General features: G+C 45.7%; 30 protein-coding genes. 22 read left to right on the top strand and 8 right to left on the bottom strand.

Annotated features, from left to right (window positions below):
* Nucleotides 1-18: 18 nt before the first annotated feature.
* The gene (locus KNQ14_RS07160) at nucleotides 19-312 is read right to left on the bottom strand and encodes a hypothetical protein (protein ID WP_023468187.1); all 294 of its coding nucleotides are present in this window, start codon (nucleotides 310-312) and stop codon (nucleotides 19-21) included.
* A gap of 196 nt (nucleotides 313-508) precedes the next feature.
* On the bottom strand, nucleotides 509-1,186 hold the full coding sequence (locus KNQ14_RS07155) for a hypothetical protein (protein ID WP_214860314.1): 678 nt from the start codon (nucleotides 1,184-1,186) through the stop codon (nucleotides 509-511).
* Nucleotides 1,187-1,301: 115 nt separating this feature from the next.
* Here KNQ14_RS07155 and KNQ14_RS07150 point away from each other — a divergent pair, with 115 nt between their 5' ends.
* The gene (locus KNQ14_RS07150) at nucleotides 1,302-2,384 is read left to right on the top strand and encodes a threonine aldolase family protein (RefSeq protein WP_371743334.1); all 1,083 of its coding nucleotides are present in this window, start codon (nucleotides 1,302-1,304) and stop codon (nucleotides 2,382-2,384) included.
* Here the strand turns inward: KNQ14_RS07150 and KNQ14_RS07145 are convergent.
* Nucleotides 2,354-2,761, bottom strand: a complete 408-nt coding sequence (locus KNQ14_RS07145; protein ID WP_214860312.1) for a MerR family transcriptional regulator — start codon at nucleotides 2,759-2,761, stop codon at nucleotides 2,354-2,356. The two genes, KNQ14_RS07150 and KNQ14_RS07145, sit on opposite strands and share 31 nt — an antisense overlap.
* 82 nt (nucleotides 2,762-2,843) lie before the next feature.
* Between KNQ14_RS07145 and KNQ14_RS07140 the strand changes: the two genes are divergently transcribed.
* The 9 genes from KNQ14_RS07140 to KNQ14_RS07105 all read left to right on the top strand — a co-directional run bounded on the left by KNQ14_RS07140 (nucleotide 2,844) and on the right by KNQ14_RS07105 (nucleotide 7,941).
* A complete protein-coding gene (locus KNQ14_RS07140; RefSeq protein ID WP_214860309.1) occupies nucleotides 2,844-3,593 on the top strand; it encodes an SDR family NAD(P)-dependent oxidoreductase in 750 nt (249 codons plus the stop codon).
* 479 nt (nucleotides 3,594-4,072) lie between these two features.
* Nucleotides 4,073-4,465: a DUF3139 domain-containing protein gene (locus KNQ14_RS07135; RefSeq protein WP_371743333.1), complete on the top strand. Its 393-nt coding sequence runs from the start codon at nucleotides 4,073-4,075 to the stop codon at nucleotides 4,463-4,465.
* Nucleotides 4,466-4,500: 35 nt separating this feature from the next.
* The gene (locus KNQ14_RS07130) at nucleotides 4,501-4,665 is read left to right on the top strand and encodes a hypothetical protein (protein WP_214860307.1); all 165 of its coding nucleotides are present in this window, start codon (nucleotides 4,501-4,503) and stop codon (nucleotides 4,663-4,665) included.
* A gap of 47 nt (nucleotides 4,666-4,712) precedes the next feature.
* Nucleotides 4,713-4,961, top strand: coding sequence for a hypothetical protein (locus KNQ14_RS07125; protein WP_214860306.1), 249 nt, complete (start codon nucleotides 4,713-4,715; stop codon nucleotides 4,959-4,961).
* A gap of 246 nt (nucleotides 4,962-5,207) precedes the next feature.
* On the top strand, nucleotides 5,208-5,501 hold the full coding sequence (locus KNQ14_RS07120) for a hypothetical protein (RefSeq protein WP_214860305.1): 294 nt from the start codon (nucleotides 5,208-5,210) through the stop codon (nucleotides 5,499-5,501).
* The gene (locus KNQ14_RS07115; RefSeq protein WP_214860304.1) at nucleotides 5,498-5,692 is read left to right on the top strand and encodes a hypothetical protein; all 195 of its coding nucleotides are present in this window, start codon (nucleotides 5,498-5,500) and stop codon (nucleotides 5,690-5,692) included. Before KNQ14_RS07120 ends, KNQ14_RS07115 begins: the two co-directional genes overlap by 4 nt.
* A gap of 235 nt (nucleotides 5,693-5,927) precedes the next feature.
* A complete protein-coding gene (locus KNQ14_RS16715) occupies nucleotides 5,928-6,149 on the top strand; it encodes a PAS domain S-box protein (protein ID WP_251138288.1) in 222 nt (73 codons plus the stop codon).
* Between the two features lie 87 nt (nucleotides 6,150-6,236).
* Nucleotides 6,237-6,833 carry a methyl-accepting chemotaxis protein gene (locus tag KNQ14_RS07110; protein ID WP_251138287.1) on the top strand — a complete coding sequence of 199 codons (597 nt, stop codon included), beginning with the start codon at nucleotides 6,237-6,239 and terminating at the stop codon, nucleotides 6,831-6,833.
* Between the two features lie 172 nt (nucleotides 6,834-7,005).
* Entirely contained in the window at nucleotides 7,006-7,941 is a 936-nt protein-coding gene (locus KNQ14_RS07105) for a cation diffusion facilitator family transporter (RefSeq protein WP_214860303.1), read from the top strand.
* 46 nt (nucleotides 7,942-7,987) lie between these two features.
* Here KNQ14_RS07105 and KNQ14_RS07100 read toward each other — a convergent pair whose 3' ends face one another.
* Nucleotides 7,988-8,305, bottom strand: a complete 318-nt coding sequence (locus tag KNQ14_RS07100) for a hypothetical protein (RefSeq protein ID WP_023468204.1) — start codon at nucleotides 8,303-8,305, stop codon at nucleotides 7,988-7,990.
* A gap of 175 nt (nucleotides 8,306-8,480) precedes the next feature.
* On the opposite strand from KNQ14_RS07100, the gene KNQ14_RS07095 reads away from it, so the two are divergent.
* Complete coding sequence (locus KNQ14_RS07095; RefSeq protein ID WP_214860301.1) at nucleotides 8,481-9,680, top strand: MFS transporter; 1,200 nt, start codon at nucleotides 8,481-8,483, stop codon at nucleotides 9,678-9,680.
* Between the two features lie 378 nt (nucleotides 9,681-10,058).
* Complete coding sequence (locus KNQ14_RS07090; protein WP_214860299.1) at nucleotides 10,059-10,799, top strand: sugar nucleotide-binding protein; 741 nt, start codon at nucleotides 10,059-10,061, stop codon at nucleotides 10,797-10,799.
* 49 nt (nucleotides 10,800-10,848) lie between these two features.
* Here the strand turns inward: KNQ14_RS07090 and KNQ14_RS07085 are convergent, their stop codons facing one another.
* A complete protein-coding gene (locus KNQ14_RS07085) occupies nucleotides 10,849-11,988 on the bottom strand; it encodes a globin domain-containing protein (protein ID WP_214860297.1) in 1,140 nt (379 codons plus the stop codon).
* A 139-nt stretch (nucleotides 11,989-12,127) separates the two neighbouring features.
* Nucleotides 12,128-13,741, bottom strand: coding sequence for an ABC transporter substrate-binding protein (locus tag KNQ14_RS07080; RefSeq protein WP_251138286.1), 1,614 nt, complete (start codon nucleotides 13,739-13,741; stop codon nucleotides 12,128-12,130).
* A gap of 121 nt (nucleotides 13,742-13,862) precedes the next feature.
* Between KNQ14_RS07080 and KNQ14_RS07075 the strand changes: the two genes are divergently transcribed.
* From KNQ14_RS07075 to KNQ14_RS07045, 7 genes are all read left to right on the top strand, one after another.
* Nucleotides 13,863-15,098 carry an MDR family MFS transporter gene (locus KNQ14_RS07075; protein ID WP_214860293.1) on the top strand — a complete coding sequence of 412 codons (1,236 nt, stop codon included), beginning with the start codon at nucleotides 13,863-13,865 and terminating at the stop codon, nucleotides 15,096-15,098.
* Between the two features lie 15 nt (nucleotides 15,099-15,113).
* Nucleotides 15,114-15,686: a GNAT family N-acetyltransferase gene (locus KNQ14_RS07070; RefSeq protein WP_214860291.1), complete on the top strand. Its 573-nt coding sequence runs from the start codon at nucleotides 15,114-15,116 to the stop codon at nucleotides 15,684-15,686.
* A gap of 209 nt (nucleotides 15,687-15,895) precedes the next feature.
* The gene (locus tag KNQ14_RS07065) at nucleotides 15,896-17,269 is read left to right on the top strand and encodes a hypothetical protein (RefSeq protein ID WP_214860289.1); all 1,374 of its coding nucleotides are present in this window, start codon (nucleotides 15,896-15,898) and stop codon (nucleotides 17,267-17,269) included.
* 261 nt (nucleotides 17,270-17,530) lie between these two features.
* Nucleotides 17,531-18,730, top strand: coding sequence for a hypothetical protein (locus KNQ14_RS07060; RefSeq protein ID WP_214860286.1), 1,200 nt, complete (start codon nucleotides 17,531-17,533; stop codon nucleotides 18,728-18,730).
* A gap of 383 nt (nucleotides 18,731-19,113) precedes the next feature.
* Nucleotides 19,114-19,782 (top strand): GntR family transcriptional regulator, encoded by a 669-nt coding sequence (locus tag KNQ14_RS07055; protein ID WP_214860284.1) that lies wholly within the window; start codon nucleotides 19,114-19,116, stop codon nucleotides 19,780-19,782.
* Complete coding sequence (locus KNQ14_RS07050; protein ID WP_214860282.1) at nucleotides 19,782-20,714, top strand: DMT family transporter; 933 nt, start codon at nucleotides 19,782-19,784, stop codon at nucleotides 20,712-20,714. Before KNQ14_RS07055 ends, KNQ14_RS07050 begins: the two co-directional genes overlap by 1 nt.
* Before the next feature lie 16 nt (nucleotides 20,715-20,730).
* Nucleotides 20,731-21,432 (top strand): DUF554 domain-containing protein, encoded by a 702-nt coding sequence (locus tag KNQ14_RS07045; protein WP_047395308.1) that lies wholly within the window; start codon nucleotides 20,731-20,733, stop codon nucleotides 21,430-21,432.
* Between the two features lie 44 nt (nucleotides 21,433-21,476).
* Here KNQ14_RS07045 and KNQ14_RS07040 read toward each other — a convergent pair whose 3' ends face one another.
* Together KNQ14_RS07040 and KNQ14_RS07035 are read right to left on the bottom strand one after the other, a co-directional pair.
* Nucleotides 21,477-21,947, bottom strand: a complete 471-nt coding sequence (locus KNQ14_RS07040; RefSeq protein WP_214860280.1) for an NUDIX hydrolase — start codon at nucleotides 21,945-21,947, stop codon at nucleotides 21,477-21,479.
* A gap of 3 nt (nucleotides 21,948-21,950) precedes the next feature.
* On the bottom strand, nucleotides 21,951-22,697 hold the full coding sequence (locus KNQ14_RS07035; protein ID WP_214860273.1) for an arylamine N-acetyltransferase family protein: 747 nt from the start codon (nucleotides 22,695-22,697) through the stop codon (nucleotides 21,951-21,953).
* Nucleotides 22,698-22,880: 183 nt separating this feature from the next.
* On the opposite strand from KNQ14_RS07035, the gene KNQ14_RS07030 reads away from it, so the two are divergent.
* Genes KNQ14_RS07030 through KNQ14_RS07020 form a run of 3 tightly spaced genes read left to right on the top strand, consistent with a single transcriptional unit; the run spans nucleotide 22,881 to nucleotide 25,809 of the window.
* A complete protein-coding gene (locus KNQ14_RS07030) occupies nucleotides 22,881-23,801 on the top strand; it encodes an ABC transporter substrate-binding protein (RefSeq protein WP_214860271.1) in 921 nt (306 codons plus the stop codon).
* 59 nt (nucleotides 23,802-23,860) lie between these two features.
* Complete coding sequence (locus KNQ14_RS07025) at nucleotides 23,861-24,844, top strand: FecCD family ABC transporter permease (protein ID WP_064300928.1); 984 nt, start codon at nucleotides 23,861-23,863, stop codon at nucleotides 24,842-24,844.
* 5 nt (nucleotides 24,845-24,849) lie between these two features.
* Nucleotides 24,850-25,809: a FecCD family ABC transporter permease gene (locus KNQ14_RS07020; RefSeq protein WP_214860430.1), complete on the top strand. Its 960-nt coding sequence runs from the start codon at nucleotides 24,850-24,852 to the stop codon at nucleotides 25,807-25,809.
* The last annotated feature ends 27 nt before the right edge of the window (nucleotides 25,810-25,836 follow it).

Raw genomic sequence — 25,836 nt, 5'->3', positions numbered from 1 at the left:
TACGGGGTATTTTAAAATTCATTGTAAGATGACGCAATACGATCGATCGGAAATGAGAGGTGCCGATATGATGTAGACCGTTTTGACGGGAACACCCCCGACACGTGCATCGAGTTGTGTGAGTTGAGACCGAATCTTGCGGCTTAAACCATAGCGAATTTCAGTACTAAGTTCATCGACATCTTCTTGTACGTGTAAGAGAAGTTGGAACGGTTCAAGCGAAAAGATTGAAAAATCACAGGAAATCCGCGGATCTACAAATTTCTCATTCAATTCGTTCTTAATGTAGTAGGCTTCTTGGGCACTGATCATCTTCTCTCACCTCACTCTCCAAGTTGAAAGATTTTTCTCTACTATAGTCTATATTACCCAGTTTTATGGCAACTAATCGTCTGATTTCGAAAAAAAGTCAATTCAATCTGTAAAGTTCTCTAAAATATTTTTTCAAGAGCAATCACATCTGTAAACACAAAAAAACGCCAAGCTTCAATCCGCAAGGCGACTAGATTCAAGAAATTGATGACTGGACTTGGCAGTTCCGAAGATATCGCTCCATCGCTTGGACGAAGAAGGTCAATTGATGTGTCGAGATGACCGGCATTTTCCCATATCGCACTTCAAAGTAGAGCGGATCAACAGGAGATGGAAACGCAATCCGGTCGAACCATTCTGTTACTGTCTCGTGGGTCCGGCGTCGTAAGGAAAGCGGCAATTGTGCATTAAAGTGAACGAGTTGTTTTCGAATCGAGTCAGCAGGCAGGTCTTTTGTCTCATAAATGAAGATTGGAAATCGTGGCGGAAGCACATACCCTGATGGATCGATACGCGGTCGACGCAACCACTGGAGATAATGCCAGAAAAACCAGCTACAAAACAGGAGAACGAGACATAGTATGAGAAGATAAGGAGGTGTCGTCACCGAAGAATCGAACCCTGTCCGGAACCATGGAGCTGGTGGATCGACTTCGCTCATTGTGACCGTGCTTTCACCATAAGACGTTCCTTCTTCGATCGTATCGAAGATCGATTCCTTTGGACCGCAACGGTCGACGCAATATGTATTCGTTGCTGGATCAATTCGTCCAAGGAGTGACGTATAGAGCGACGGGACGAATTGTTGCACGGTAAGTAGTAGTAGACAGACAAGTGGAATAAGAAGCAATAGGCGAGTGCGAAGCGTTTTCACGATAGGGACACCTCCTTTGACGAGTACGTTTAACAGACTTTCGCTACACAGTATAGCAAAAGTGGAGAGGGAATATTTTGATTTTTTCAAAAAATAGTCATTGATTTAGAAGGGAATGAAAGAGATGGATTTACGAACGAGTTACCAAGAAACGACGAAACGTTTAGATGGACATGGTAGTCGGACGGTCGGCGTGTTACAAGAAGCGCTCCGAACTGTCTCGGCTGATCAACCAAGTGATATTTATGGCAACGGCGAATTAATCAAGACGTTTGAGCGCAAGATGGTAGACTTACTCGGACACGACGATGCGGTCTTTTTCCCGAGTGGCACGATGGCGCAACAGATTGCGCTACGTATCTGGTCGGATGAACAGAACAATCGTAAGGTCGCTTATCACCCGCTCTGTCACCTTGAGATTCATGAACAGGACGGCTTAAAGAAATTGCACGGGATAGAACCAATACTAGTCGGAGAAGCCGATCGGATGATGACGATAGACGACGTCAAAGCTTTGCCGGACGTCAGCTGTCTGTTACTCGAACTACCACAACGCGAACTCGGCGGATTGCTTCCGTCGCGTGAAGAACTCGAAGTGATTTGTGCGTATGCCCGCAAACAGAATATCCGTCTTCACTTGGACGGTGCCCGTTTACTTGAGGTCTTACCGTATTATGAGGCAGAAGCTAAGGACATCGCGCAACTGTTTGACAGTGTCTATATCTCTTTTTATAAGGGGCTCGGCGGTGTCGCAGGAGCAATCTTAGCTGGACCAGAACCATTTTGCCAAGAGGCACGGATCTGGAAACGTCGCTACGGCGGTGACTTGATCAGTCTATATCCGTATATTCTGTCTGCCGATTTTTATTATGAACAACGAAAAGACCGCATGGCAGAGTACCATGCAGCCGCAAAGGAGCTTGCGAGCAGATTAAATGCGATTTCGGACATCTCGACTCGTCCCCAAGAGCCAGTCTCGAACATGTTTCATCTCTACTTCAAGGCAGAAAAAGCAGTCGTCGAGGAAAAATTGGTTGAAATCCAGTCTCACGGAAAAGTAGGTATCGCTGGTTATCTAGTTGAGAAAGAGAGCGGCTGCGCGACGGAAGTCAACATCGGCGATAGTTTTCTTACGTTGACGCCTGACGAACGTGAAACAGTCTATCGTCAATTGACGGAGGCGTTCTCAGAGGATTGAACAACATCAGGAGCGGGAATCGTAGGATGGAGGCGACGATAAGTGTCGACTTTTTCTGCGATCATTCGCTCCGTTTCTTGTAATGCTGCTAGCTGTGCTAAGACGTTCGCATGGTGTGCTTCAAGCAAGGCGAGCCGTTCTGGGGTCGTATCCTGCTCGCCGTGAGCAAGGAACAGCGTCACGTAAGAACGGATTTGCTCGATCGGCATATGCGTTTCACGCAAGCGAAGGACGAACCGAAGCCACGTTACGTCTTGGTCGTCGTATCGACGTTGTCCGTTCTGACGCTTCGGAAACAGTAGCCCTTCTTTCTCGTAATAGCGGATCGTATGGGCATTCGTATCGGTCAATCGACTGATTTCAGAAATCGTATACATACATCTCACCTTTCTGCTTGACTTAGAGTTCACTCTAAGGATTAGACTCTCACTATACCAAATCAAAAAGGGGATATGCTACATGAAGTACACGGTCATTACAGGAGCAAGTTCAGGAATTGGATATGAGACGGCAAAACTACTCGCAGGAAAAGGAAAATCACTCGTCCTCGTCGCGCGACGGACGTCTGAGCTCGAAAAACTTCGGGATGAAGTCAAACAGATCTCACCAGATAGTGATGTCATCCTCAAGTCGGTCGATCTCGCCGATAACCAAAACGTCCATGATTTATATGATGGACTAAAGGAACTCGACATCGAGACGTGGATCAACAATGCCGGATTCGGCGATTTTGATCTCGTCCAGGACATTGAGCTCGGGAAAATCGAGAAAATGCTTCGCTTGAACATTGAGGCGCTGACGATTCTATCGAGTCTGTTCGTCCGCGATCATCATGACGTCGACGGAACGACGCTCGTCAATATCTCGTCAGCAGGCGGTTACCGGATCGTGCCGAACGCGGTCACGTATTGCGCGACGAAGTTCTATGTCAGTGCTTACACAGAGGGTCTCGCGCAAGAACTGCAAAAAGGTGGGGCAAAACTCCGGGCGAAAGTACTGGCACCAGCTGCGACTGAGACAGAGTTTGCGGATCGTTCGCGCGGCGAAGCAGGGTTCGACTACAGCAAGAACGTCAAGAAGTACCATACGGCAGCTGAGATGGCAGGCTTCCTGCATCAGTTGATCGAAAGTGACGCGATCGTCGGTATCGTCGACGGTGAGACGTATGAGTTCGAATTGCGTGATCCGTTGTTCAATTACGCAGGGTAAATAAATAACAAGCAAGGTCCCTTTCTCGAAAATGAGAAAGGGACCTTTTGATGTAAACATAATGCATACGAACTAAAACGAATGAATCACTTATTTTTTAAGAATTTTCTTGACTAGTTTCCATACAACATAAACGACTACGCCGATGATCAGAAGATTCATCAGAGCGCCGACAATCATGAATTGCCCCACGAGTTAACCACCTCTACATACTTTTTTAGAGCGATAAGCATCCTATTTACGTTTTCGCTTTGAAAATCTCAAGCTGATAAAAAATAATGCCATCAGCACGATAGCGATATTCACAGCTAACGTTAATCGCTCATTTTCAATCACTCGACCATTCAGGAGATTCAAGATGATAACAAGCATCATTAATGACAATAAAAAGTATTTTATGGATTTTTTTATCATAAACTGCTTCCTTTTTTTGTGGTCTTATATTAGTTTATACATATCTAGTTTTTAAAACAAGGGGAATGGAATCTGGAAATACGATATTTTTCTTATTTCTACTCGGGAGTGATGATATGAAACGAATGTATGTATGGATTACGATAGTGATGATTTTAGGAGTGGGCATCATCGGTGCTTCAGCCTATAAGGTGTTTTACTATGATGAAAAACAAGAGGTCACTCAGGAAATCGATCATTATTTGAAGCAACAGAAGTATATCACATATGTGAAGAACAAGAAAATTCGATACGATACGAGCACGGGTGAGTTCATTGCACGGGTCGTGTTCCAGGATGAACCGGAAAATGAATATGAGATTTATCGATCGGGATCTCATCGCTTTAAAGTCATGGGATTCAAAGATGGCGAACAAATTACGAACAAACAAGAAGGACGGTATATTTCAGAGTATTGACAGCAAGTAGTCAAGAATGGGAGTGAGGTGACAAAATGAAAAACATGGTCTTTTTAGGAAGCGTCGTTGCGCTACTCATGGTACTCTTTTCACTTCATTACGGGCTACATCTAATCAATGATACGACGCTCAAAGTATCGCTTTTGGTTACGCTAATCGTTGTACTGATCGCGCGGAAGAAATGGAAGATTTCGTTTTAATGGGAGATTGATTCGGATGACAAAAGATTGTTTGGAGGAAATGATAAGTGAAAGTCAGTGAATTTTTTGGTTGGAAAATCAGCTTGGATGATGAACTGTATGCCGTCATTGATGAGAAGGCGAGAAAAATGGTAGTGATGGGGGATTTCATCGAACTGACTGCGGTCTTGTGGTTGGATCAAAAGAACATCTTACAATTAAAGCCGACATGGGATTGTGTCATATCCATCGATGATGCTACAAAACAAATTATGATTCGCTCGGCAGAATCATTGAACATGAAAGAAGAATGTTAAGAGGTACATAAATCGAGTCCATTCATGAGCTACCTGAATGGACTCGATTGTTATATAAAGTACATTGTCTTCTTAAACTTATGTTGAGCGGAACTAGTCATTTCGATATTCCGCCGGTCGTATTCAGTCGTCAGTACATGATTCCCAACGATTTCATAGTAGTATGTATAATCCGATTCATTCGTGTATACGACAAAATGAGTGAGAAGGTGGTTCTATACGTTTTTAGATGAGGAGTGATAGGCGATGGAAAAGAATAAAGATGAAATACCGTACAATATGAGAAACGTTCCTTTTTTCTTTCTCACGGCACTTCTCGCACCGGTAGCAGTATTACTTGTACTGCTCAATTGGGATAAGCTCTCGGCACAAATGAGAAATAACCATTTAACCTTTTCAATCTTAATGACCCTGTTATACATCTCAAAAATACTGCCTGATGGTCTGTTTAAAATCATATTCGCAGTCTTTACGTGGACGTTGATTTTATTCGTGACATACATCTACTTCGGTGGCGGAAGAAAAGGAGGGAAATCATGAGTAAGTATCATCTATCAAGCATTCGGTTAGTTCTCATTGTCGTCATTACATCGTCAATCTTGTATTTTGGATTCGACTGGGAACTCGGTTATGGAATTATCTGGTTGATCGGTTTAGTAGGATTCACGATTTATCGCAACTTTGAGGCTGCTCGTAATGAGAAAATCGAAGCGCAAACGAAGAGCGATTGATTTCATCTGAAGTCCATCGTTCTTTTTAAATATGACCCCACCGAACTAAATCGTCGAGATAATCACGATACGATTCTTCGACTTCTTCTTCTGTCAGCTCTCTGGAAAAATCAACTTGGATAATCGCCGATTCAGCTACAAAAAAGGTCAATCGATGACGATAAATAGGTACAGATTGTTCTTTTGGAAAACTGTCTTAGTACATGAATGATATATAGAAGGAGTTAATGACACCATGAATGAAACCTTACCGAGAGCTCTACGCTCTCCAGCAATCTTATCGAGCCTGGAAGCAAACGTCGCGATGATTTATTTTGATCGCCAACGACGTGTCGTCGACGTCAATGACTTGTTTGCAAAAACGATGAAATATAAGCGGGACGAGATGATTGGCTTACAGCACCATACGTTTTGCACACCAGAATTCGCAAACAGCCGTGAGTATCAAGACTTTTAGACACGCCTGTTTTCGGGCTTCAGTACAGCGGATAAAATCAAACGAGTCGATGCCCGGGGCGACATCTTATGGCTTGAAGCAACCTACATGCCGATATTTGAGGGAGAAGAAGTCGTCGGCGTCGTCAAGATCGCGAGTAACATCACGGACCGGATTGACCGGGTACAAGGATATGCGAAAAGCTTCCAGACGCTTGCTGAAGGACTAAATCTGCAATCGGTTCAAGGATCGAAAGATGGCAACCAGCTTCAAGAGACGATGACTACGATCGCGAGTGAAACGGCAGAAAACCAACAGACATTCGAAACGCTGTATGACCAAGCCATCGAGATCACAAAGATTGCTGATACGATCAAGGAGATTGCTGCCAGGACGAACCTGTTGTCTCTGAATGCGGCAATCGAAGCGGCACGGGCAGGGGAGCACGGTAAAGGCTTTACCGTCGTTGCCAGTGAAGTCAAAAACTTATCGGATTTAGTCGGCAGTGCAGTTGTCGAAGTACGCACGAATACGGAAACGATGAACCGTCAAATCATGGCGATGATGAAAAAGATTGAAGCGTCCCATCTCGAAGTCGCGTCGAGCCTTGCGACGGTAAAAGAAACGATGCAACGCTTTACCGCAATCGAAGAGGTCGCACGACAACTCGAGCAGCAAACAGAGGATTTTCGGTCGTATATTTGAAAAGGATATGGTATAAGCGATGGTAATAGGCCATCGTTTTTTTGTTTAGTCAGATGAGTCGTTTTAGAAGAGTAAAGGCGTGGGATATAACAGATGAGCCCGTTGACCACAGAACGAAGGCACGTTATAATTCAAATAGACGTTTGAATGTAAGGTAAAAGGAGGCAACGTCATGGCACATGATCATCATCACCACCATCATCATACCGACAATAAAAAGGTACTGGGCCTGTCGTTTCTGATCATCACCGCGTTCATGATCGTCGAGGTCATCGGCGGAATTTGGACGAACAGTCTCGCGTTGTTATCGGACGCTGGGCACATGTTAAGTGATTCGATTTCACTTGCGATCGCCCTGTTAGCCTTCCAGTTTTCGAGTCAAGCACCGGATGCGAATAAGACGTTCGGTTCAAAACGCTTTGAAATCTTGGCCGCCATCATAAATGGCGTGACGTTAATCGTCATCGCTCTCTATATTTTCATTGAAGCGATTCAACGCTTCATCGATCCACCCGCTGTCGCAACGACCGGGATGCTGATCATCAGTGTCCTTGGCTTGCTCGTCAACATTCTCGTTGCCTGGATCATGACACGCGGCGGAGGACATGAACACAACCTCAACATGCGCGGTGCGTATCTACATGTGTTAAGTGACATGCTCGGATCGGTCGGTGCGATTGCAGCTGCTCTTCTGATCATGTTCTTCGGTTGGGGATGGGCGGATCCACTGGCAAGTGTCATCGTTGCGATCCTCGTCTTACGGAGCGGCTATTACGTGACGAAGGCATCCGTTCACGTCTTGATGGAAGGAACGCCGAGCGACGTCGATATCGATGAGGTCGTTTCGACGATTCAGACGAACGAAGCCGTCCTCGGATTACATGATCTACACATCTGGTCGATCACGAGTGGGTATAACGCATTATCGTGTCACGTCGTCGTCAATGAGGACATGACCGTCAGGGAATCGGAGTCGATTCGTGAACAGATTGATCACGATTTAAAACACGTCGGGATTAACCATGCAACGATCCAGGTCGAAACGGATCAGCATGCGCACGGTAATACGTTGTATTGTGACGGTAAACACGAATCGCATACGCATTAAAAAACGAGCACGCGTCCAAGTCGGACGGGTGCTCGTTTGCTTATGCTCAAATGATCGGCACCGTTGGTAGAAACAGCGTCGCGAACAGACTGATACTCAAGAACATCGAGTATCCGAAAAAGGTCGTTTTGGCATTTCCAGCAGCTCGGTTACCTAAGTACATGAAAAAGACGATGGATAAGAACGTCAAACCCGTCAATACGGACGAGTGGTGTTGATCCGGCGAAGGAGCAAGCGACTGGACAAGATGCGCGAGACCAAGCGGCAGGACGATCAAAAGAAAGTAGTAGCCTAGACGTGCCTCGGATGGGACGTCGACTTGTTCCTGTTCGGTTTCATAGTCATAACGCGTTTGCGTTTTCATGGATCTTCACCTCCCTATGCGTTTTAGTATAGCGAATGAACATGTCGGCTCTGTTACAGACGGGTAAGAATGCCTTAACAGACGATGACGATGTGATGACGAAAAAAGAATGGGCAGCAATTGAGAAAAATTGTAAGATAGACAAGAAGTCGTTTTAGGAAAGGAATAATGCATCATGTCGCGTGCGTTTCGTTTTATGTATGTCTCGGATTTGTTATCGACCGTCGGGACGAGTTTTGTCTATATCGCAATCTACTGGGTGAGTGCGGAAGAGATTAGTGCTTCTGGCGTCGCCTTGCTTGCGACTGGTGTCTTTTTGATTCGTTTTCTCGTTTCAACGTTCGTCGGACCATGGATCGATCGATTCGTCAGTGCATCCTTGTACCAAATGTCGTTGCTCATTCGATTGCTTGCGCTTGGGATCGCGTTAGCGGGAATCGGTCTGACGAACGTCGTCCTACCGTGGTTACTCGGCTTACTCGTCGTGCAGACGATTTTGCAAATCATTGGTGGCAATGCCGTCTTCACGTGGGTCGTTGATTTAGTCGAAGATGACCAATTGCCGCAAGCGAATGCGTACCTTGCTACGATTGAACGGATCGGTACGTTGAGCGGATTTTTACTCGGTGGGATGATGGTCGCCCATTTCTCGATCGCGAGTATCTTATGGCTTGATCTTGGTCTACATCTCGTCGCCTGGTTACTCGTTCGACATATGACAGGGCAAGTCGCAGAAGAGGCGCGTCATGGTTCGTACCGCGAAGCGTTGCTCGCAGGGATCGGACACGTCGTCCGTGACGGTCGCCTGAAATGGATCCTTGGTTGTGCGATCCTCGCAAACTGGATGATCACACCGATGAATACTTTACTTGCGCCATATGCCAAGAGTGTCTTGTCGGGAAATGCCCAGATGTTTTCTGCACTCGAACTGGCGACGGTGATCGGGGGAATCGCGATGTCGCTCCTATACGGGAAGTGGGTCGCCTCCGTACGACAGGATAAGCTGTTTCGTTTTGCCGTCGTCTTGCAAGGTCTCGCAATTGCGATCGTCGCCTATGTCTCATTCGTCCCAGTGGCTGTTGGTGGGTTCATCTTGCTCGGCATGGCGCTGACGTTATTCGGGATTCCATTTGCGACCTTGTTGCAGCGCTCGACGCCTGCGCATTTGCTCGGCCGGGTCCGGACGGCGATGGTCGCAGCATCAACGGCATGTTCCGCGCTCTGTTACGGATTGTCGTCGTACTTGACGTCGTTCTTTAGCATCTCGTTCGTCTTTTTGTTCTTTGCCTTGAGTGGTCTTGTCATGACCAGTGTCTGGTTACTGATTCATCGTACCGTTTCCTTTTCTGAAGTACGACAGGACAAGGTCGGATGAAATATCCGCCTTGAGGTGGAGGTAAGCGGTTTCGCGCTTATGTACACTAGAGATAGAACTGAACGATGAGGAGTGGAGTCGATGGAGAGTTTATGGATCACAGCGTTATTGTTTTTGATTCCGATTAGTGGGATGACGGTCTTCTTGAATGTACTGTGGCGCCGAATGGAAACGGAAGGCGTTTCGGAGTAAGGATGAACTAACTAAACAGTGCGTCTGCTTACCAATTTTAGATTGGACAGCAGACGTTTTTTTCATTTGAGGCATAAATGGTCGTAGAAGAATGACCTCAGATTCGTTAAATCAATACTTCCCGTGTAAACTGAAGTAGCAAGCGGTTTTATGATTTTCGATCGAAGATAAGGGGGAAGCATCAACATGAAAGCAATCATAACAGGTATGAACGGTACGGTAGCACCCGTCGTTGCGGATGTCTTAGCAAAGCACGACATCGAGACAGTCGCCTGGGACCGGAAGAAAGTCTCAACGACTGACGAATCGGCGATGCGGACATTTTTAGAAACGGAACGACCAGATTATTTCTTACATATCGGAATGGGGTCTGTCAGTTGGACGGAAGCGCTCGTCCGCTTGTGCCAAGAATATGCGATTCCATTTTTCTTCACGAGTACGGTGTCTGTTTTCTCGGACGACGTGCCGGCACCGATCGAAAAGGACGCGGTACCGGACGCGACCGACGAGTATGGTGCCTATAAGATTGCTTGCGAGCAAGCGATTCAAGCACTCGATCCACAAGCGAAGATCGTCCGGATCGGCTGGCAAATCGGAACGGAAGCTGGTTCGAACAATATGGTCGACTTCTTCACGAACGAGATGAAGCAGCACGGCGTCATTCGGGCGAGTCGGAACTGGTATCCGTCGAGTTCGGTGCTTGAAGATACGGCTGAAGCGCTCGTTACGATTTTACTTGAACACGAAGCAGGTCTCTATCAGTTGAACGGTAACGATCGCTATTCGATGTACGACTTAGCACGTGCCTTGAATACGCTTCATGCAAAAAACTGGACGATCGAACTGGTCGATGAACCACGCCGTGATAACCGAATGGCAACGGACGTCGTCTTGGTCCGTCCATTGTCAGAACGATTGCCACTCTAATCAAACATCCCGCTCTCCTTGACGTGTGTCAAAGAGAACGGGATGTTTTTTATTGCGCAACTGGTGTTTCTGCTGCAAAAGCGAGTGCTGGTCCAAAGATTTCGTAATGCAGTTTGTCCGAAGACGCCGTAAAGTGTTTAATGACGTAATGAATCATTGCTTCCGGACCACAGACGTATGTCGAATCCGTGATACCTGCGATAACGTCTTTCGGCAGGCGACCCGCTTGATCCATTGCCTGGTGTTCTGCGTAACGAATGACGCGTGCGCCACGTTGCTCAAGCAAGGCAAGTTGCTCGTTAAATGGACGATTGCGTTCGTCTTGGACAGCGTGATGTAACGTTACCTGTCGACCAGCAGCTAACGCTTCGTCTGCCATTGCAAGCATCGGTGTGATGCCGATTCCACCAGCAATCAGCACGACTGGTTCGTCTGACGCATCGAGTGTAAAAGCACCCGCTGGCGCACTAATGAACACCGTGTCACCGACTTGCGCTGCATGTAAGTAGTCCGAGACGATGCCTTCTCGTTTGACACCAATCGTATATGTTTCCATGTTCGATGCCGTCGTCAGACTGTATTGACGATTGTGCCATAAGCCATCTTTGTCTTGAATCCGCACCGTAATGTATTGTCCGGCTCGATAAGCGGGGAGTGGACCGTCCGTGCGGAAGGTCAAGGCGCGAATCCCATCCGCTTGCTCCTCGACATCCGAAATCTCGACTGTCTGATATCCGGAAAATCCTTTTGCTTGTTCATCCTGTGCGTAAAGTTCGGCTTCAAGCGTGATGAACAGATTTGCAATCTCCCCATATGCTTCTCCCCACGCGCGCAAGATGTCTGGCGTTGCGGCTTCTCCTAAGACATCTTGCATTGCCCCGAGTAATTCGTGTCCGACGATGGGATACATTTCCGGTTTGATTTGTAGACTACGGTGTTTATGGAGCACAGGTAATAAGACCGGCTTTAACGTCTCGAGTTGATCGATGTGAGCAGCAGCGGCATACACGGCTGTTGCGAGTGCTTGCGATTGGCGGTCGCTTCGTTGATTCGATTGATTGAAGACGTGTTTCAGTTCCGGATGAGCCTGAAACAAGCGCTGATAAAAGACTTTCGTGATCGCGGCACCGTGCGACGCGAGGACTGGAACAGTCGATTGAACGATTTGAATGGTAGAGGTTGATAACATAAGACCACTTCCTTTTCACTAAGTAATGAAGACAGTCTTAGTATTTCGCAGCCTCACTTTTAATGCAACATTTAAAATACTAGATTAAAGAATACCGTGCGTTTTGTCACAAACAGGTCAAGATTTCGTCAACGATTCGTCACGATTGGTTGGAAATCCAGAGCTTCGAGAAATCAAAGTAACCGAACGAGTCAATCGTGATGTTTTGCAGCTCGATCGGATACGGAATCAGTCGTGTATCGTGATAGAACGGGATGAAGTACGATTCGTCGATCAAGTAACGCTCAATCGTTTGATGAATCGGGAGCCAGTCTTCGAACGGTGTCGCGTCATATTGTTCGATCGATTTCAACATCTCTGGTATCTGCTGAAACAGTCGGATCGGTGGTGAAAACGTATTTGTCATGAACTGATAAAAAGCGTACTGGATATTTCGCTCGAACACTTCGGCATGGATGGCGAGATCGATCGTATCGTAGATATGAAAATTCGTGATGCTCTCTTCAAATCCGACCTCGACGAACTCATACGGAATCCCGTCTTGATCAAATCGCTGACAGAGCCAGCGTGTCACTTTGTCCGTAAAATCAGTCAGCTTGATTCGGATCGGTTGCGTGAATAAAACGGCAGGACCATCCGGGACAGTATACGGTTGACTATAGGACTCAAGAAAACCACAATCGTTCGGTTGTGCCCGTTCATGGAAGTCATGAATGCCACCACGGACTTCGGCGACGAGCCGGTGGATATAATGACGCGCGGCTTTTGATTCAAACGGACCACCGGCGCGTGGATGGAGCAAGACGAGACAAAACCCGGATTGCGTTGCGATCGTATCAATCGGACTGGAGTCAGATGCCGATGTCCGGTAGACCGGGTCATATTTCTCCGGCATCTGGATGAACTCGATCCGGTCGAGCAGGGCACGTATACCGAAGTAATTCGGGAACGCCGTCAGAACGGTCTTCTTGTCGTCATGTTGCGTCAGTTGGAACGGTCCCGTCCCAATGCCATCCTTGATGATGCTCGTGTGAATCGAGGCAAGCTGCGGAAAAATCGAACTCCGGCGCTGATCGAGTGTGAGGTCGACCCGGTACGGACCGTTCGAGACGATCTGCTTTACGTGCCGGTAAGAATAGGCGTAAGCCGGATAGGCAATCAAGGCACGCAGGCTCTTCGTCACTTCCTTACTCGTCAGGAGCGAGCCGTCATGAAAGCGTACGTCCTTCCGTAAGAAGAGACTGAGCGTCGCCCCGTTCCAGACATAATGATGGGCGAGTTCACCCTGGATGTTGCCGTCGACATCGATCGTAAACAGCCGGTTGAAGACGTTCTGGACGAGATGGGCACTATGGATATCGGCTGCTTCTAAAGGGTGTGTCGTCAGGAAGTTCCATTTTCGCGGAATCAGTAACGCATCAGACGTCGTCTGTGTATAGCCGAATTTTCGTTCCAGTTGCCGCATGAAGCGTCCTGCTTGCGCCGGCGACCAGTCCCACGTCAATTCCTCCGTCACCGATTCGATCGAGTCACGGTCAATCCGCTCGAGCATCCGTTTCGCATATTCCCGTTCAACGTGGCGCAACCAGACGAGTTCACTTAAGTTGCCTCGTCCGCGACCACTCGTGTAACCAATCCAGCCGTCTTCCTGCCATTTATTGAGATATCGTTTCGTTTGTTTAGGACTGAGATGGATGGCATCTGCAAGCGTCGCAATCGAGTAGTGTCCATTTCGGCAAGTCTTCCATAACATAAAAAGATAAGCATCCATCGTACTTCTCCTCCTTAAAAAGGGGACATTTTTTTTGAATGACGTCCATTTTTTCTGCGTCTTGTCTTGTTTATGATACAGGTAGAGAATGGAAGGTGACAATATGAAATGGAAAGAAATACCGAAACCAATTAAAGTACGTCTTATCACATCGTTTTTCAACCGGGCTGTCTCGTTCTCCATCATGCCGTTCATGGCCCTCTTCTTCGTCCAGGCATTCAACGAAATCATCGCCGGTGCATTTTTGATCGCGATGGTCTTCGTCAGCTTCATCACGAATCTACTCGGCGGATATCTTGCCGACCGCTTTTCCCGTAAACGTCTGCTTGTCACGACTTCTGCGCTCACGGCGCTGACGTTCATCACGATGACGATTTCGTTGACATTCGATTGGATGCTGTTGTTCATGGTCATTTACGCTGTCTTCTCGGTGACGAGTAATCTTGGCCGGCCGGCAATGGGGGCGATCATCATCGATGCAACGACGAAGGAAAACCGCCAAGCGGTTTATGCGCTCGACTACTGGCTGATCAATCTCTCGATCGCCATCGGTACGGCGCTCGGGGGCTGGCTCTACGTCAGTAACCAACTGCTGTTGTTCGGGATCCTAAGCTTCACGTCGTCCGTTTTACCGATTGCGTACTACCTGTTTCTCGACGACACGCCACGGACGTGGCAGCGTCAAAAACTACGTGGTGTCCTCACGGATATCTTCACGAGTTATCAACTCGCTTGGCGGGATCGTCCGTTCGTCAAGGTCGTTTTCGGTTCGATGTGTATCTTAGCGGCTGAGTTTTCGATGGGCAGTTACGTCGCCGTCCGACTCGCCGATTCGTTCGAACCGCTATCATTTGCCGGGTGGTCGATCAACGGGGTCCGGATGATGAGTATCATCAACATCGAAAATACGTTGCTCGTCGTCACGTTGACGTTCATCGTCCAGCGACTAGCGAAGCGTTTCTCTCCGCGCCGGACGCTCGCTGCGGGTCTCATGCTGTACACGATCGGCTACGTCGTCGTGACGAGTGCCAACAGCATGACGGCACTGATGGTCTTCATCTTCATCGCAACGATCGGCGAGTTGCTCTACTCTCCGGTCTTGAATACTCAAAAAGCGAACATGATGCCAGCAGATCAACGCGGGGCATATTCAGCGTTCGCGGGAACGTCGTTTGCTGGAGCCGATTTACTTTCCCGGTCGACGATTCTCGTCGGGACCTTCTTGATCCCGTCGATGATGAGTGTTTACCTCGGATTGATCCTCTTGACGGGCTTTGGATTAGTCTATACGAGTCTGTTCGTGAAGGAATCTGTCGAGCGAGAGCGAAACGTATCTTAATAAGGGGGAATACAGATGAACTTACCAGATACTATTGAAACGCCACGGCACTTGTTACGCCGTTGGCAAGACGACGATGCAGAAGCATTGTATGCTTACGCGAAGGATCCAAATGTTGGACCAAAAGCAGGCTGGGCGCCGCACGCGTCACTTGACGAAAGCCAAGAAGTGATCGGCATTTTCCAAGCGTCACCTGGCGAATATGCCGTGACCGATAAGGAAACTGGTGAAGTGATCGGTAGCTTCGGTTTTCACTTCAATCGTCGTCCGGACGATTCAATCACCCATGACCGTCAAGTCGAGATCGGCTATGTCCTCGCGCCTGATTACTGGGGAGAAGGGCGGATGCCGGAAATCGTCGAAGCAATACTTGATTTCATCTTCCGGGAACTGCCTATCGATGTCGTCTGGTGCGGGCACTTTGATTTTAATGACCAATCACGCCGTGTCGTTGAGAAACTCGGTTTTACCCCTGTTCTTGACCGACCATTCGTCTTAGAACGAATCGACGGTCGGACCGTGACGAGTCATGTCTACAACTGGACGCGTGAGCGGTATGAAGCAAAGAACGGGATGAAGAATACGTAATACATCAAAAACGACCTCAGCGCTGAGGTCGTTTTGACGCAATTTGATTAAAAAAATCTGAGCTAAAGTGTAATTTACAAAAATAAAAATTTTATGATGCAAAAAATATATCGGAAAATTTATTAGTTGATATAAAAAAGTAATATTTTGTTAATGGTAACTAGTATAATAGTTAAGAATTAAAATAATCTATTAAGGAGTTAGTTCAATTGATCAAACAACAGATTTATTTAGATGGAAAAGAATTTTTATGCATTTATCACGATGGATTTACAGATTACCCTAAAAATCGCGAATTAATTCAAACAGAAAGCCTAGAAGGAACAAAGATAGAGTTTCATGAATCATGGATAGATAATCTTAAAGATGAATTAATTACTTTTGATAACGTTTTTACTGGATTTCTACAATTGAATGACGATAAAAATCCTTATAATTCATTTTGTTGTCAGTTTGAAGAATTTATAATTTATGAAAAACCTTTGATAAAAAATGAAGTTATTGAAAATCTAAATTTTTTTAAAGAAATTACGAATTTTATTAAAAAATGGACGGGACTTGACCTTTACAAAGTACCGTATTTAATGAATAACATAATAATTTTTAAACCAACAAAACTTCAACTGAAAATACGAATGGATGATCAAAACAATCGTAAATTAAAAATCAAATTATTGGAAAATGGATATGAAGAATTAATAGGAGTTATTAAGTTTAAAAATTTTGATATAGTTGTAGATACAAAAATAGTAAAAATTGTTGATTCTACTTTTTATGTTGAATCGTCTCTAGAATGGAAAGCTGTAGATATTGAATTGTTTAAACAAGAAGAACTTGTATTTGCAACTTACAATTCATCATTTATACAATCTGTCAGTATAGATATGCAATTTACTACCAACAGAGTAATAGACAATTTACATCAATCCAAAAGAACAGTTTCTTTTGAAGAGTATTCATCTCAACCAATTGATATAGGTGAAACAACAAATGATTCTAATGAATTAATTACATATCAAATTCAAGAGAAACGACTTAAAAACCACCTTAATTCTAAAATGACATTTAATTTTTTATTAAAAGGAGAATATGAAAAAGGTTTAGATATATTTAGCGAAATTGCTAAAGAGCGAGATTATGTTGAATTATGGATATTTGATCCGTATTTCCTCTCGTATGAGAGTGGAGGCAAAAATCGAATTAACGATATTATTAAAATACTTGGAAGTAATCTTAATTTAAAGAAAAAAATAGTATTTGAAGCAAAGCATGATGACACACAACAAAAATTTAATGATTTTAAAGCTGCAATCAATACAACTGTTAGTAACTTAAAAAGAAAAGGTGCTCTATTAGATTTTGATTTTATCGGTACAAATGAACATTTTCATGATCGATTTATTTTTTTAAAAAATGATTATAAACTAAGATCTTTTATGCTTGGTACTTCTTTTAATTCATTTGGTGAAAATTATTCTGCCATTATAGAATTAGAGGAATTAAACGGTAAATATGTGTTTGAATCTTTAAAAAACAATATTTTAAGAAAGGATAAATTAATATTAAATGAAAATATTCAATGAAGCATAACATTTACAAATATGTATAAAATAAATTTTTGTTTTTATTACCATTTAATTTAAAAAAAACGTTCGAGACATGTTACAGAAGTAAAGATAAAAAATAAATAAATAATGATTTTTAAAATTATATTAGTCTAATAGTTTAGTGATGCTCGTTATTTAGAACGATGGTGCTAGCGCTGCGGTTTTATACTAATAAGCATATAAATAAAAAAATAAAAATAACATATTTTTTTAAAAGTATTTATCGGAGGTAATGAATTGTTAGAAAAGATTAAACAAATCTCACAATTATTTAATGATCAAGAAAAATTAAGATGGTATGGGTTAGAGCCTGAATTAAATAAAATACTTGGTACAAGAACTTTGGAAGAATTAATAAGTGATTTAGAAGAATCATTAGAGACTTTTCCTAGAAAAAAATTACCTCATTACTGCTTAGTGTTTTTTCTTGCGATATTCATTTTAAATGATTATAAACAGTCTGATAATATTATTGCAGATATCAAAAGTAAAAAATGTTATAAAAATCTAATAAATGGGCTAAAAATTTTTTTGGTTTCAAAGTCAGCAGATTTAAGGTATGAAATAGCAGAATCAAACTATGATGATTATAAAAATAAGTATGAGTATGTTGAATCATTTAGCTCATATGTTTACACATTTGAAATTAAAAATAGTGCATTTTTGAATATCTTAAATTTTATTTATTTAGTTGAACCAAAAGATTTTTACAATATTATAGTTCATGACAAACAAAATATTTTATTTCTTTGTTTTTTCACTCGTGGAAGACAAATGTTCAAATATGAAGATTTAATCCAGCTTCTATTGATTGATGATGAAGTAAAATCAAATAGTGTATTTTTTCACTTAATGTTGGAGTGGCGAAGTCTTGTTCGAAAATACTATTCTGAAAATGTTCCAGCAAAGAGAGATGATTTATCTAAAGAAATTGAGAGAATAAATTTAGTTTTTTCTAAAGTGCCAATTGAACGGAGAACTCATTTTATTATTAATTTCTTATTTGTTAAGAATAATAAAATAAATGAATATCCTATTTGCTTTGTTGAAGATTTACAGAATATCGATATAAATATTTTGATTTTTGAAATAAAAAAGTTAGATTTAAGTAACCTTTTTGTTCTAATCAAAATTTTTGAAGTTATGAAATTATTAAGTAGTCAGGAACTGGAAAAAGTCTTTACACAGTATTTCTTGAAATGGATTGATACAAATAGTAACCATTATGTATGGGAACAAAATAAAAAAGAAATTTATAAAATTCTTCATCTTATTACTCCTAAAGCTAAAAAAAATATATCTTCAGAGTTAACACTTCTTAAAAATAAATTATTTATTTCCTCTTTTGATAGGCAAGTTAGGTACACTATATTTTATAAAGACGAAATAAAAGGGAAAATAATTGCAGAATTATTAGCAATAAAAGATATAAATTAATTCGTTAAAAAGAATTTAATATATAGAAGACGTGGAAATATTAAAAGCAACTACTTGTCTTATTTCTATCTTAGCTAATACATTGATATCTGAAATCTTCTTCACCTTTAATTTTTACCAATAGTCATATTTCTTCGATAAAGAATTTTGGTAACTTTCCAAAGACTTGATGGCCATTTTGGATAACAAATGTACTTGTCGAATAAGTTTATTAATCATCATCTATATTAGACGTTTATTACTTAAATTAAAAACCAGTCATTTAAATCGATTTAAGAGTGTAAAATTTTTAATTTGTTTAATTCCTCAGCTAACTATTGTTGAGGAATTTTTAGTTTTAAATAAAGGTAGTATCGATGTTTAATATGTAATATATTACTTGTATGAAACCTACAATTGATGACTTATCCATTGCACGGCTTCCTCTTAGTGAGGAAGTGTATCGACGCCTGCAACATCACATCATCACCTTACGCCTCGCCCCAGGTGAGAAGGTGAACGATCAAGCGCTCGCGGAAATGTTCGGAGTCAGCCGAACACCGGTCCGAGAAGCCTTGAAACGACTCGAAGAGGAGGGATTGATTTTTGCGAAACGGGGCTCACGGACGATCGTGACAGAGCTTGACGCTGAACAGGCACAGCAAACCTATCCGATCATCGCGACGCTGCACGGACTAGCAGCGCGTCTAGCGGGACCACTCTTGAAGGAAGACGACTTAACGGAGCTTCAGACGATTCATCAACAGTTCACGACGGCAATCGATCAACAGGAGACGGAGACAGCACTGACGTTAGACGATGCCTTTCACGATGTCTTTGTGTTGCGCAGTCAGAACGCTCAGCTACGAGAAACGATTCGCCGATTAACACCGCTGATCCGCCGGCTTGAATACGCCCAGTTCGATCGACTCGGACGCCAATCGATTGCCGATCATGCGGCGATTTTGATCGCGTGCCAACAACGGGATATCGAACAGCTCGTCCAAGCGACGGAACACAACTGGAACGGACTCGGACGTCTACTCGTCTCGACCCTAAAGGAGGAGCGCTGATGCGACCGATCATGTATGGCATCCTAGCGGCGATGTTCTTTGCCGTCACCTTCATCTTGAATCAATCGATGCAAGGAGCAGGGGGGCACTGGATCTACAGTGCGTCGCTTCGCTTCTTCTTGATGTTGCCGTTCTTTATCGTCATCGTCTTGATGCGTCGGGGAATTGGTCGCGTCTTACAGGCACTGCGAGCCGACTTCGGTTTTTGGTTACTGTACGGAACGATCGGTTTCGGACTGTTTTACGGTAGCATCTGTCTTGCTGCCGATCATGCGCCGGGCTGGCTGATTGCCGGAACGTGGCAATTGACGATCCTAGCCGGACCGTTGCTTGCGCCCTTGTTCAAGCAACGGATTCCGTGGTCGGCTCTCAAGTATTCCGTCTTGATCGTCCTTGGCGTCGTCGTCATGCAGTTATCCATCGCAGGAAGTCTATCGCTACAATCCTTACTGTTCGGTGCCTTGCCGGTGCTCGTCGCTGCGATTGCCTATCCGCTCGGGAACCGGAAGATGATGGAACGGTATGGGGATGAGCTCGACGTGTTTGAACGGATCCTTGGGATGACGATCGCGAGTCTACCGTTTTGGATCGTGCTCTCCGTAATTGCTTACATACAAGTCGGATTACCAAGTGTCAGTCAAGTGACCCAGTCCGGCTTCGTCGCCTTATTCTCAGGCGTCATCGCGACATCGCTCTTCTTCTACGCGACGTCACTCGTCCGGACGGAACCGGTCCGGTTAGCCGCGATCGAGGCGACCCAGTCGTTTGAGATCGTCTTCACCGTTCTCGGGGAGGTTTTGTTTCTCCATGCGGCACTACCGACGGGACTCGCGACATTCGGGATCATCCTCGTCATGCTCGGGATGACGTTGCATAGCCTGAATCAGGCGGAGCGGACGGTCGTCCGTCCTGCGAAACGAAAAATCAATTGAGAAAGTAGGCTGTCAGATGGTTTTAACAGGTACACTCGTCAATACCGTCCTGATCATCATCGGGACGTTGCTCGGATTGATGTTCCACCGGATTCCGGAACGGATGAAGGAGACGGTCTTGCAAGCGATTGGTCTAGCCGTCGTCGTGCTCGGGATCCAGATGGGGATGAAAAGCACGAACTTTTTGATCGTCATCGGTAGTCTCGTTCTCGGAGGTGCGATCGGAGAATGGTTCCGCCTTGATGAGAAGCTCGACCGGATGGGGGCGTGGCTCGAACGTAAGATCAGTCGCGGTCGTCCATCGAATATCGCCGAAGGCTTCGTCACCGCGACGTTGATTTTCGTCATTGGAGCGATGGGTGTCCTCGGTGCGCTCGACGGTGGACTGCGTCAGGATCACGACGTCCTCTATACGAAGGGATTGATTGACGGCTTCACGGCGCTTGTCCTCAGTTCAACGCTCGGAATCGGCGTCATGTTCTCGGCGATTCCTGTCTTCCTCTATCAAGGGGCGATTGCACTGAGTGCCGTTGCGATCACGAAGTTCATTCCCGACGCCGCGCTGCAAGAATTCATCTTGGAGATGACGGCGACCGGTGGAGTGATGATTGCAGCGATCGGTCTCAATCTCGCCGGAATCACGAAGATTCGTGTCGCGAACTTGTTACCGGGCATCGTCATCGTCGCTGTCATCGTGACGGGCTTACATCTATTCTAACGAAACATCCCCGCCTGTCCGAAAGGACGAGCGGGGATGTTGTATTATGTCTCAATCAATTCATGTGTCTCGTATGCCGTGATTGTATGGCCATCATAATGGAAGTCATGCAGTAAAGGGTGCTCGGTCGACAGAGCAATCGGTAGGTAGTGCCGGAGGTTGCTGATGACACCCATGTTATCGTCGCCTAAAATCCAGTCGAGTGATTTCCAATCGAGGATTCCTTCAACTGTCATGACCGGTGTCGGAAACGGACGAACTTCTAAATCAGCCAGGTAGAGGTACATGCCAGAGGTCTCTTTCCCATGTAAGCGGACGATGCCTTTTGATGTCACTTTATTGAGCATGATACCCGTCTCTTCGAACGTCTCGCGGACGACAGCAGCTTCCGGTGTCTCGCCTGATTCGATTTTACCGCCGACGCCGTTCCACATGCCCATCGCTGGACGTTTTTGTCGATTGACGAGTAAAAAGTGGTCTGCGTGGCGGATTAAACAAAGCGTATAACGATCCATGGTTTACGACTCCCGTCCTAAAAAGTGTGTGTTGTACAGCATCTCGAATTGGGCGGGACCTGCGACCGGTAACTCGGTCGTCGTCGTTTCTTCAATCCGTAACGTCCGCTCAGTCAACGTCTTTTGTCCGGTTGGCGTCCGCATCGCGACGAGGCGACCTTTATTGAACGGCGAAGCGTCGCTCTGCTGGATGATCTGTTCCATCTTCGATAAGTCATCTGTTGTAATGGATGTCTCGCGGTCGAACCGGTAGCCAGTCACAAACTCTGCTTGTCCAGTTCGCTTCATCTCAAGTGTGTCATTATTGATGATCCGGTAACTGCCGCTAGCGGAATGAACGGTCTCCCCACTCAACGGAACAGGAACGAGCGGTAAATTAACGCCGAAGCCGGTATCAAGCAGGTGTGTTTCATTCCAAATGATCGCGACATGGGTCGGTCCGGTCGCTGACCAGGCATCTGACTTCGTATCGTAAACAGTCGCTTGAACGAGTCGAACAGGACAGTTCAGTTCTTGCAGGACTCGATGTAGCAGTCCGTTTAAGTCATAACAGACACCACCGCGTCGCTCTGTCAGAAATGTCTCGATGAAGCGCTCGTCGCTAAACGGACGGATGCGCTTCTCAAGGACGGTCGTATTCTCGAACGGTAACTGGTAGGCGAAGGCTTCGAGTAAGTCAGGTAGTTGATCAAACGTGATTGCATCGAGCGGAAACTCAATCCGCTGTCCTAAGTCTTTCATCCAATCCATCTCTGATTCCTCCTTTGTTCACTACCTGATTATCCCATATTCCTTCAGATAATGTGGCTTTCAGTCTATATTATCTGAAAATAAGGATTTCCCTTTTGTTCGATGGAAATCTTTGATATGCTGAGACAGGATTAATTAAGAATGATTCTCAATGTCGAATCACGAATTAAAGGAGGTCTCACCATGAGACGGAAAACTTGGATGATAGCGTTGACGCTCCTCGTGTTGAGCAGTTTGATGCTTGCAGCTTGTTCAGGTCAAGCAGAGCAATCGAGCGAAAAGACGCGGACGATTACGCACGAAGCAGGAAAAACGAAAGTACCGGAAAAGCCGAAGAAGGTCGTTGCGCTCGAATTCTCGTTCGTTGATGCGTTAGACGAACTCGGCATCACACCGGTCGGGATTGCACAAGAAAACAAGACCGATGTCTCTGGATTACTCGGAAAAGACATCGAGTTCACGGAAGTCGGTACACGCCAACAACCGAATCTTGAAGTGATCAGTTCCTTGCAACCGGATTTGATCATCGGCGACTTCAACCGTCATAAAGGAATTTATAAACAATTACAAGAAATCGCACCGACGATCATCTTGAAGAGTCGCAATGCGACGTATGAAGAGAACATCGATTCGTTCAAGACGATTGCGGAAGCGGTCGGCAAAACGAAACAGATGGACGATCGCCTTGCCCTGCATGAAGAGCGCTTGCAGGCGGCGAAGAAGAAGGTTGATCCAAACGACGACCGGAAAGTCATGGTCGGTGTCTTCCGCGCCGATTCATTGACGGCACACGGTGAGACGTCGTTTGACGGTGAATTGCTCGAGAAGATCGGTATCGAGAATGCCGTTACGAAAACAGCGGAACCGACCGTGACGATCACGTTAGAGCAGATGGTCAAGTGGGATCCGGACGTCATCTTCATGGCGGAAGCCGATCCGAAGTTATTGAAGGAGTGGAAGGATAATCCGCTCTGGAATCAGATCACAGCAGTCAAAAACGGAGAAGTCTATGAAGTCAATCGTGACCTCTGGACACGTTACCGTGGTCTGGACGCTGCTGAACAAATCGTTGACGAAGCAATTCAATTGCTCAAACAGAAATAACGAACGACAAAAAGCCGGAGCAATCTGGCTTTTCGTCTTGATGAAAGGGGAAAGATCCGGTGCAGCGGAAACGTCTGATTTTCGTACTTATCTTACTCAGTTGCTTGGCCGTTTATAGTAGCTTGTTCTTTGGTATCACACAGATGAATCCGGTCCACTTAGTGCAGGAGTGGATCAGTGGCACGACCTCTAAAGCGGGACTCGTGCTGACGAATCTGCGCTTGCCGCGTCTCTTACTCGGATTGTTGCTCGGAGCAAACCTTGCCGTCGCTGGAGCGATCATGCAAGCTGTGACGCGGAACCCGCTCGCTTCACCACAAGTCTTTGGGGTCAATGCCGGTGCGTCGTTTCTCGTCGTCTTAAGCCTGCTCATCTTTCCGTCACTCGGAACGGCGAACTTGCTTTACTTCGCTTTTGCTGGTGCCTTGCTCGGTGGTGTGCTCGTCTTTTCATTCGCTTCGATTCGCGGAATGACGGCGTTAAAACTCGCCCTCGTCGGGATGGCGATTCATCTCTTGTTGACGTCGCTAACGAAAGGCTTGATCTTGTTCAACGACCGGATCACGAACGTCTTGTACTGGTTGTCCGGTTCGCTCAGTGATGCAAGCTGGCTCGAGCTCCGGATCGTCTTACCGTGGTCGCTCGCCGGTTTGATTCTTGCGGCAAGTCTTGCGAAGTCGCTCGCCGTTTTCCAACTCGGGCAAGACGTCGCGGTCGGACTCGGACAAAAAGTGACGCGGATCCGTCTTCTTGCCGGCATCAGTGTCGTGTTACTCGCAGGGGTAACGGTTGCCGTTGCCGGAGCGATCGGCTTCATCGGTCTGATGGTGCCGCATATCACGCGTCGCCTTGTTGGTGAGGACTACCGGATCGTCTTACCCGTCTCTGCCGTCATCGGTGGTCTGTTGTTGACGTACGCCGATGTCCTGGCGCGCTTCATCGCCTATCCGTATGAATCACCAGTCGGCATCGTGACGTCATTGCTCGGGGCACCCTTCTTCCTTATCTTGGCACGCCGCCAGATGAAAGGGGGATTACGATGAGAGAGATGCGTCGGATTCTACTTGTCGCAGTAATCGTTCTTGTCACAAGTTTCGCCTTACTGTCGGTCGGTTCGATTCAGTTGTCGTTAACGGAACTCTGGCAGTCGTTCTTCGGTGGAAAGGATGCCTTCATCGTCCAAAATTACCGGCTGCCGCGAACGGTCCTTGCCTTTTTAGCAGGTGCGAGTTTCGCTCTTGCTGGAGTCATCTTACAAAGTGTCATCCGTAATCCATTGATCTCACCGGACGTGATCGGGGTGACGAACGGAGCGTCGCTGTTCGCTGTCTTGACGATTGCCCTCGTGCCGGATGGTCCGCTCTTGTTGACACCGATCGCCGCCTTTATCGGGGCAGCAATCGTCATGCTGGCATTGATGATGCTTGAGCGGGGAGGAAACGTCTCCCGCAGTTCGTTTGCGTTACTTGGTATCGCCGTTAGTGCGATCTGTGCTTCAGGAACAGAATATCTATTGATTAAATTTCCACTCCAGACGAACGATTCACTCGTCTGGCTTGCTGGAAGTCTGTTCGGGAAAGGGTGGCAGGAAGTGTTGATCTTAGCGCCGGTGCTCGTCGTGATTGGTGCGATCCTCTTCTATCGCCATCGTCAACTCGATGTCTTATCACTTAGTGAGGAAGTCAGCATTGGTCTCGGGTTACCAATTCAGCGGACACGGCACGTCTTCTTGGCGCTCGCTGTCGTCCTAGCCGGTGTTGCCGTCGCAACAGTCGGTGCAATCGGTTTCATCGGTCTGATTGCCCCACATATGGCACGTCGTCTCGTCGGACATAAACACCTCGCTGTCTTACCGATGGCGCTGTTGCTCGGTGGAGGGTTACTCGTCGTCGCTGATGCGCTCGGTCGCGGGATTCATCCGCCGCTTGAAATACCAGCCGGATTGATCACAGCGATCATCGGTGTACCGTACTTCCTGTATCTCTTACGAAGAGAGCGGGCTTCATGAACAGATAGCAGAAAATAAAAATAATCC

It is taken from the genome of Exiguobacterium sp. s161, assembly GCF_018619045.1.
GTDB classification, from domain to species: Bacteria; Bacillota; Bacilli; order Exiguobacteriales; family Exiguobacteriaceae; genus Exiguobacterium_A; species Exiguobacterium_A indicum.
This window is presented reverse-complemented; position numbering and strand designations above follow the sequence as displayed.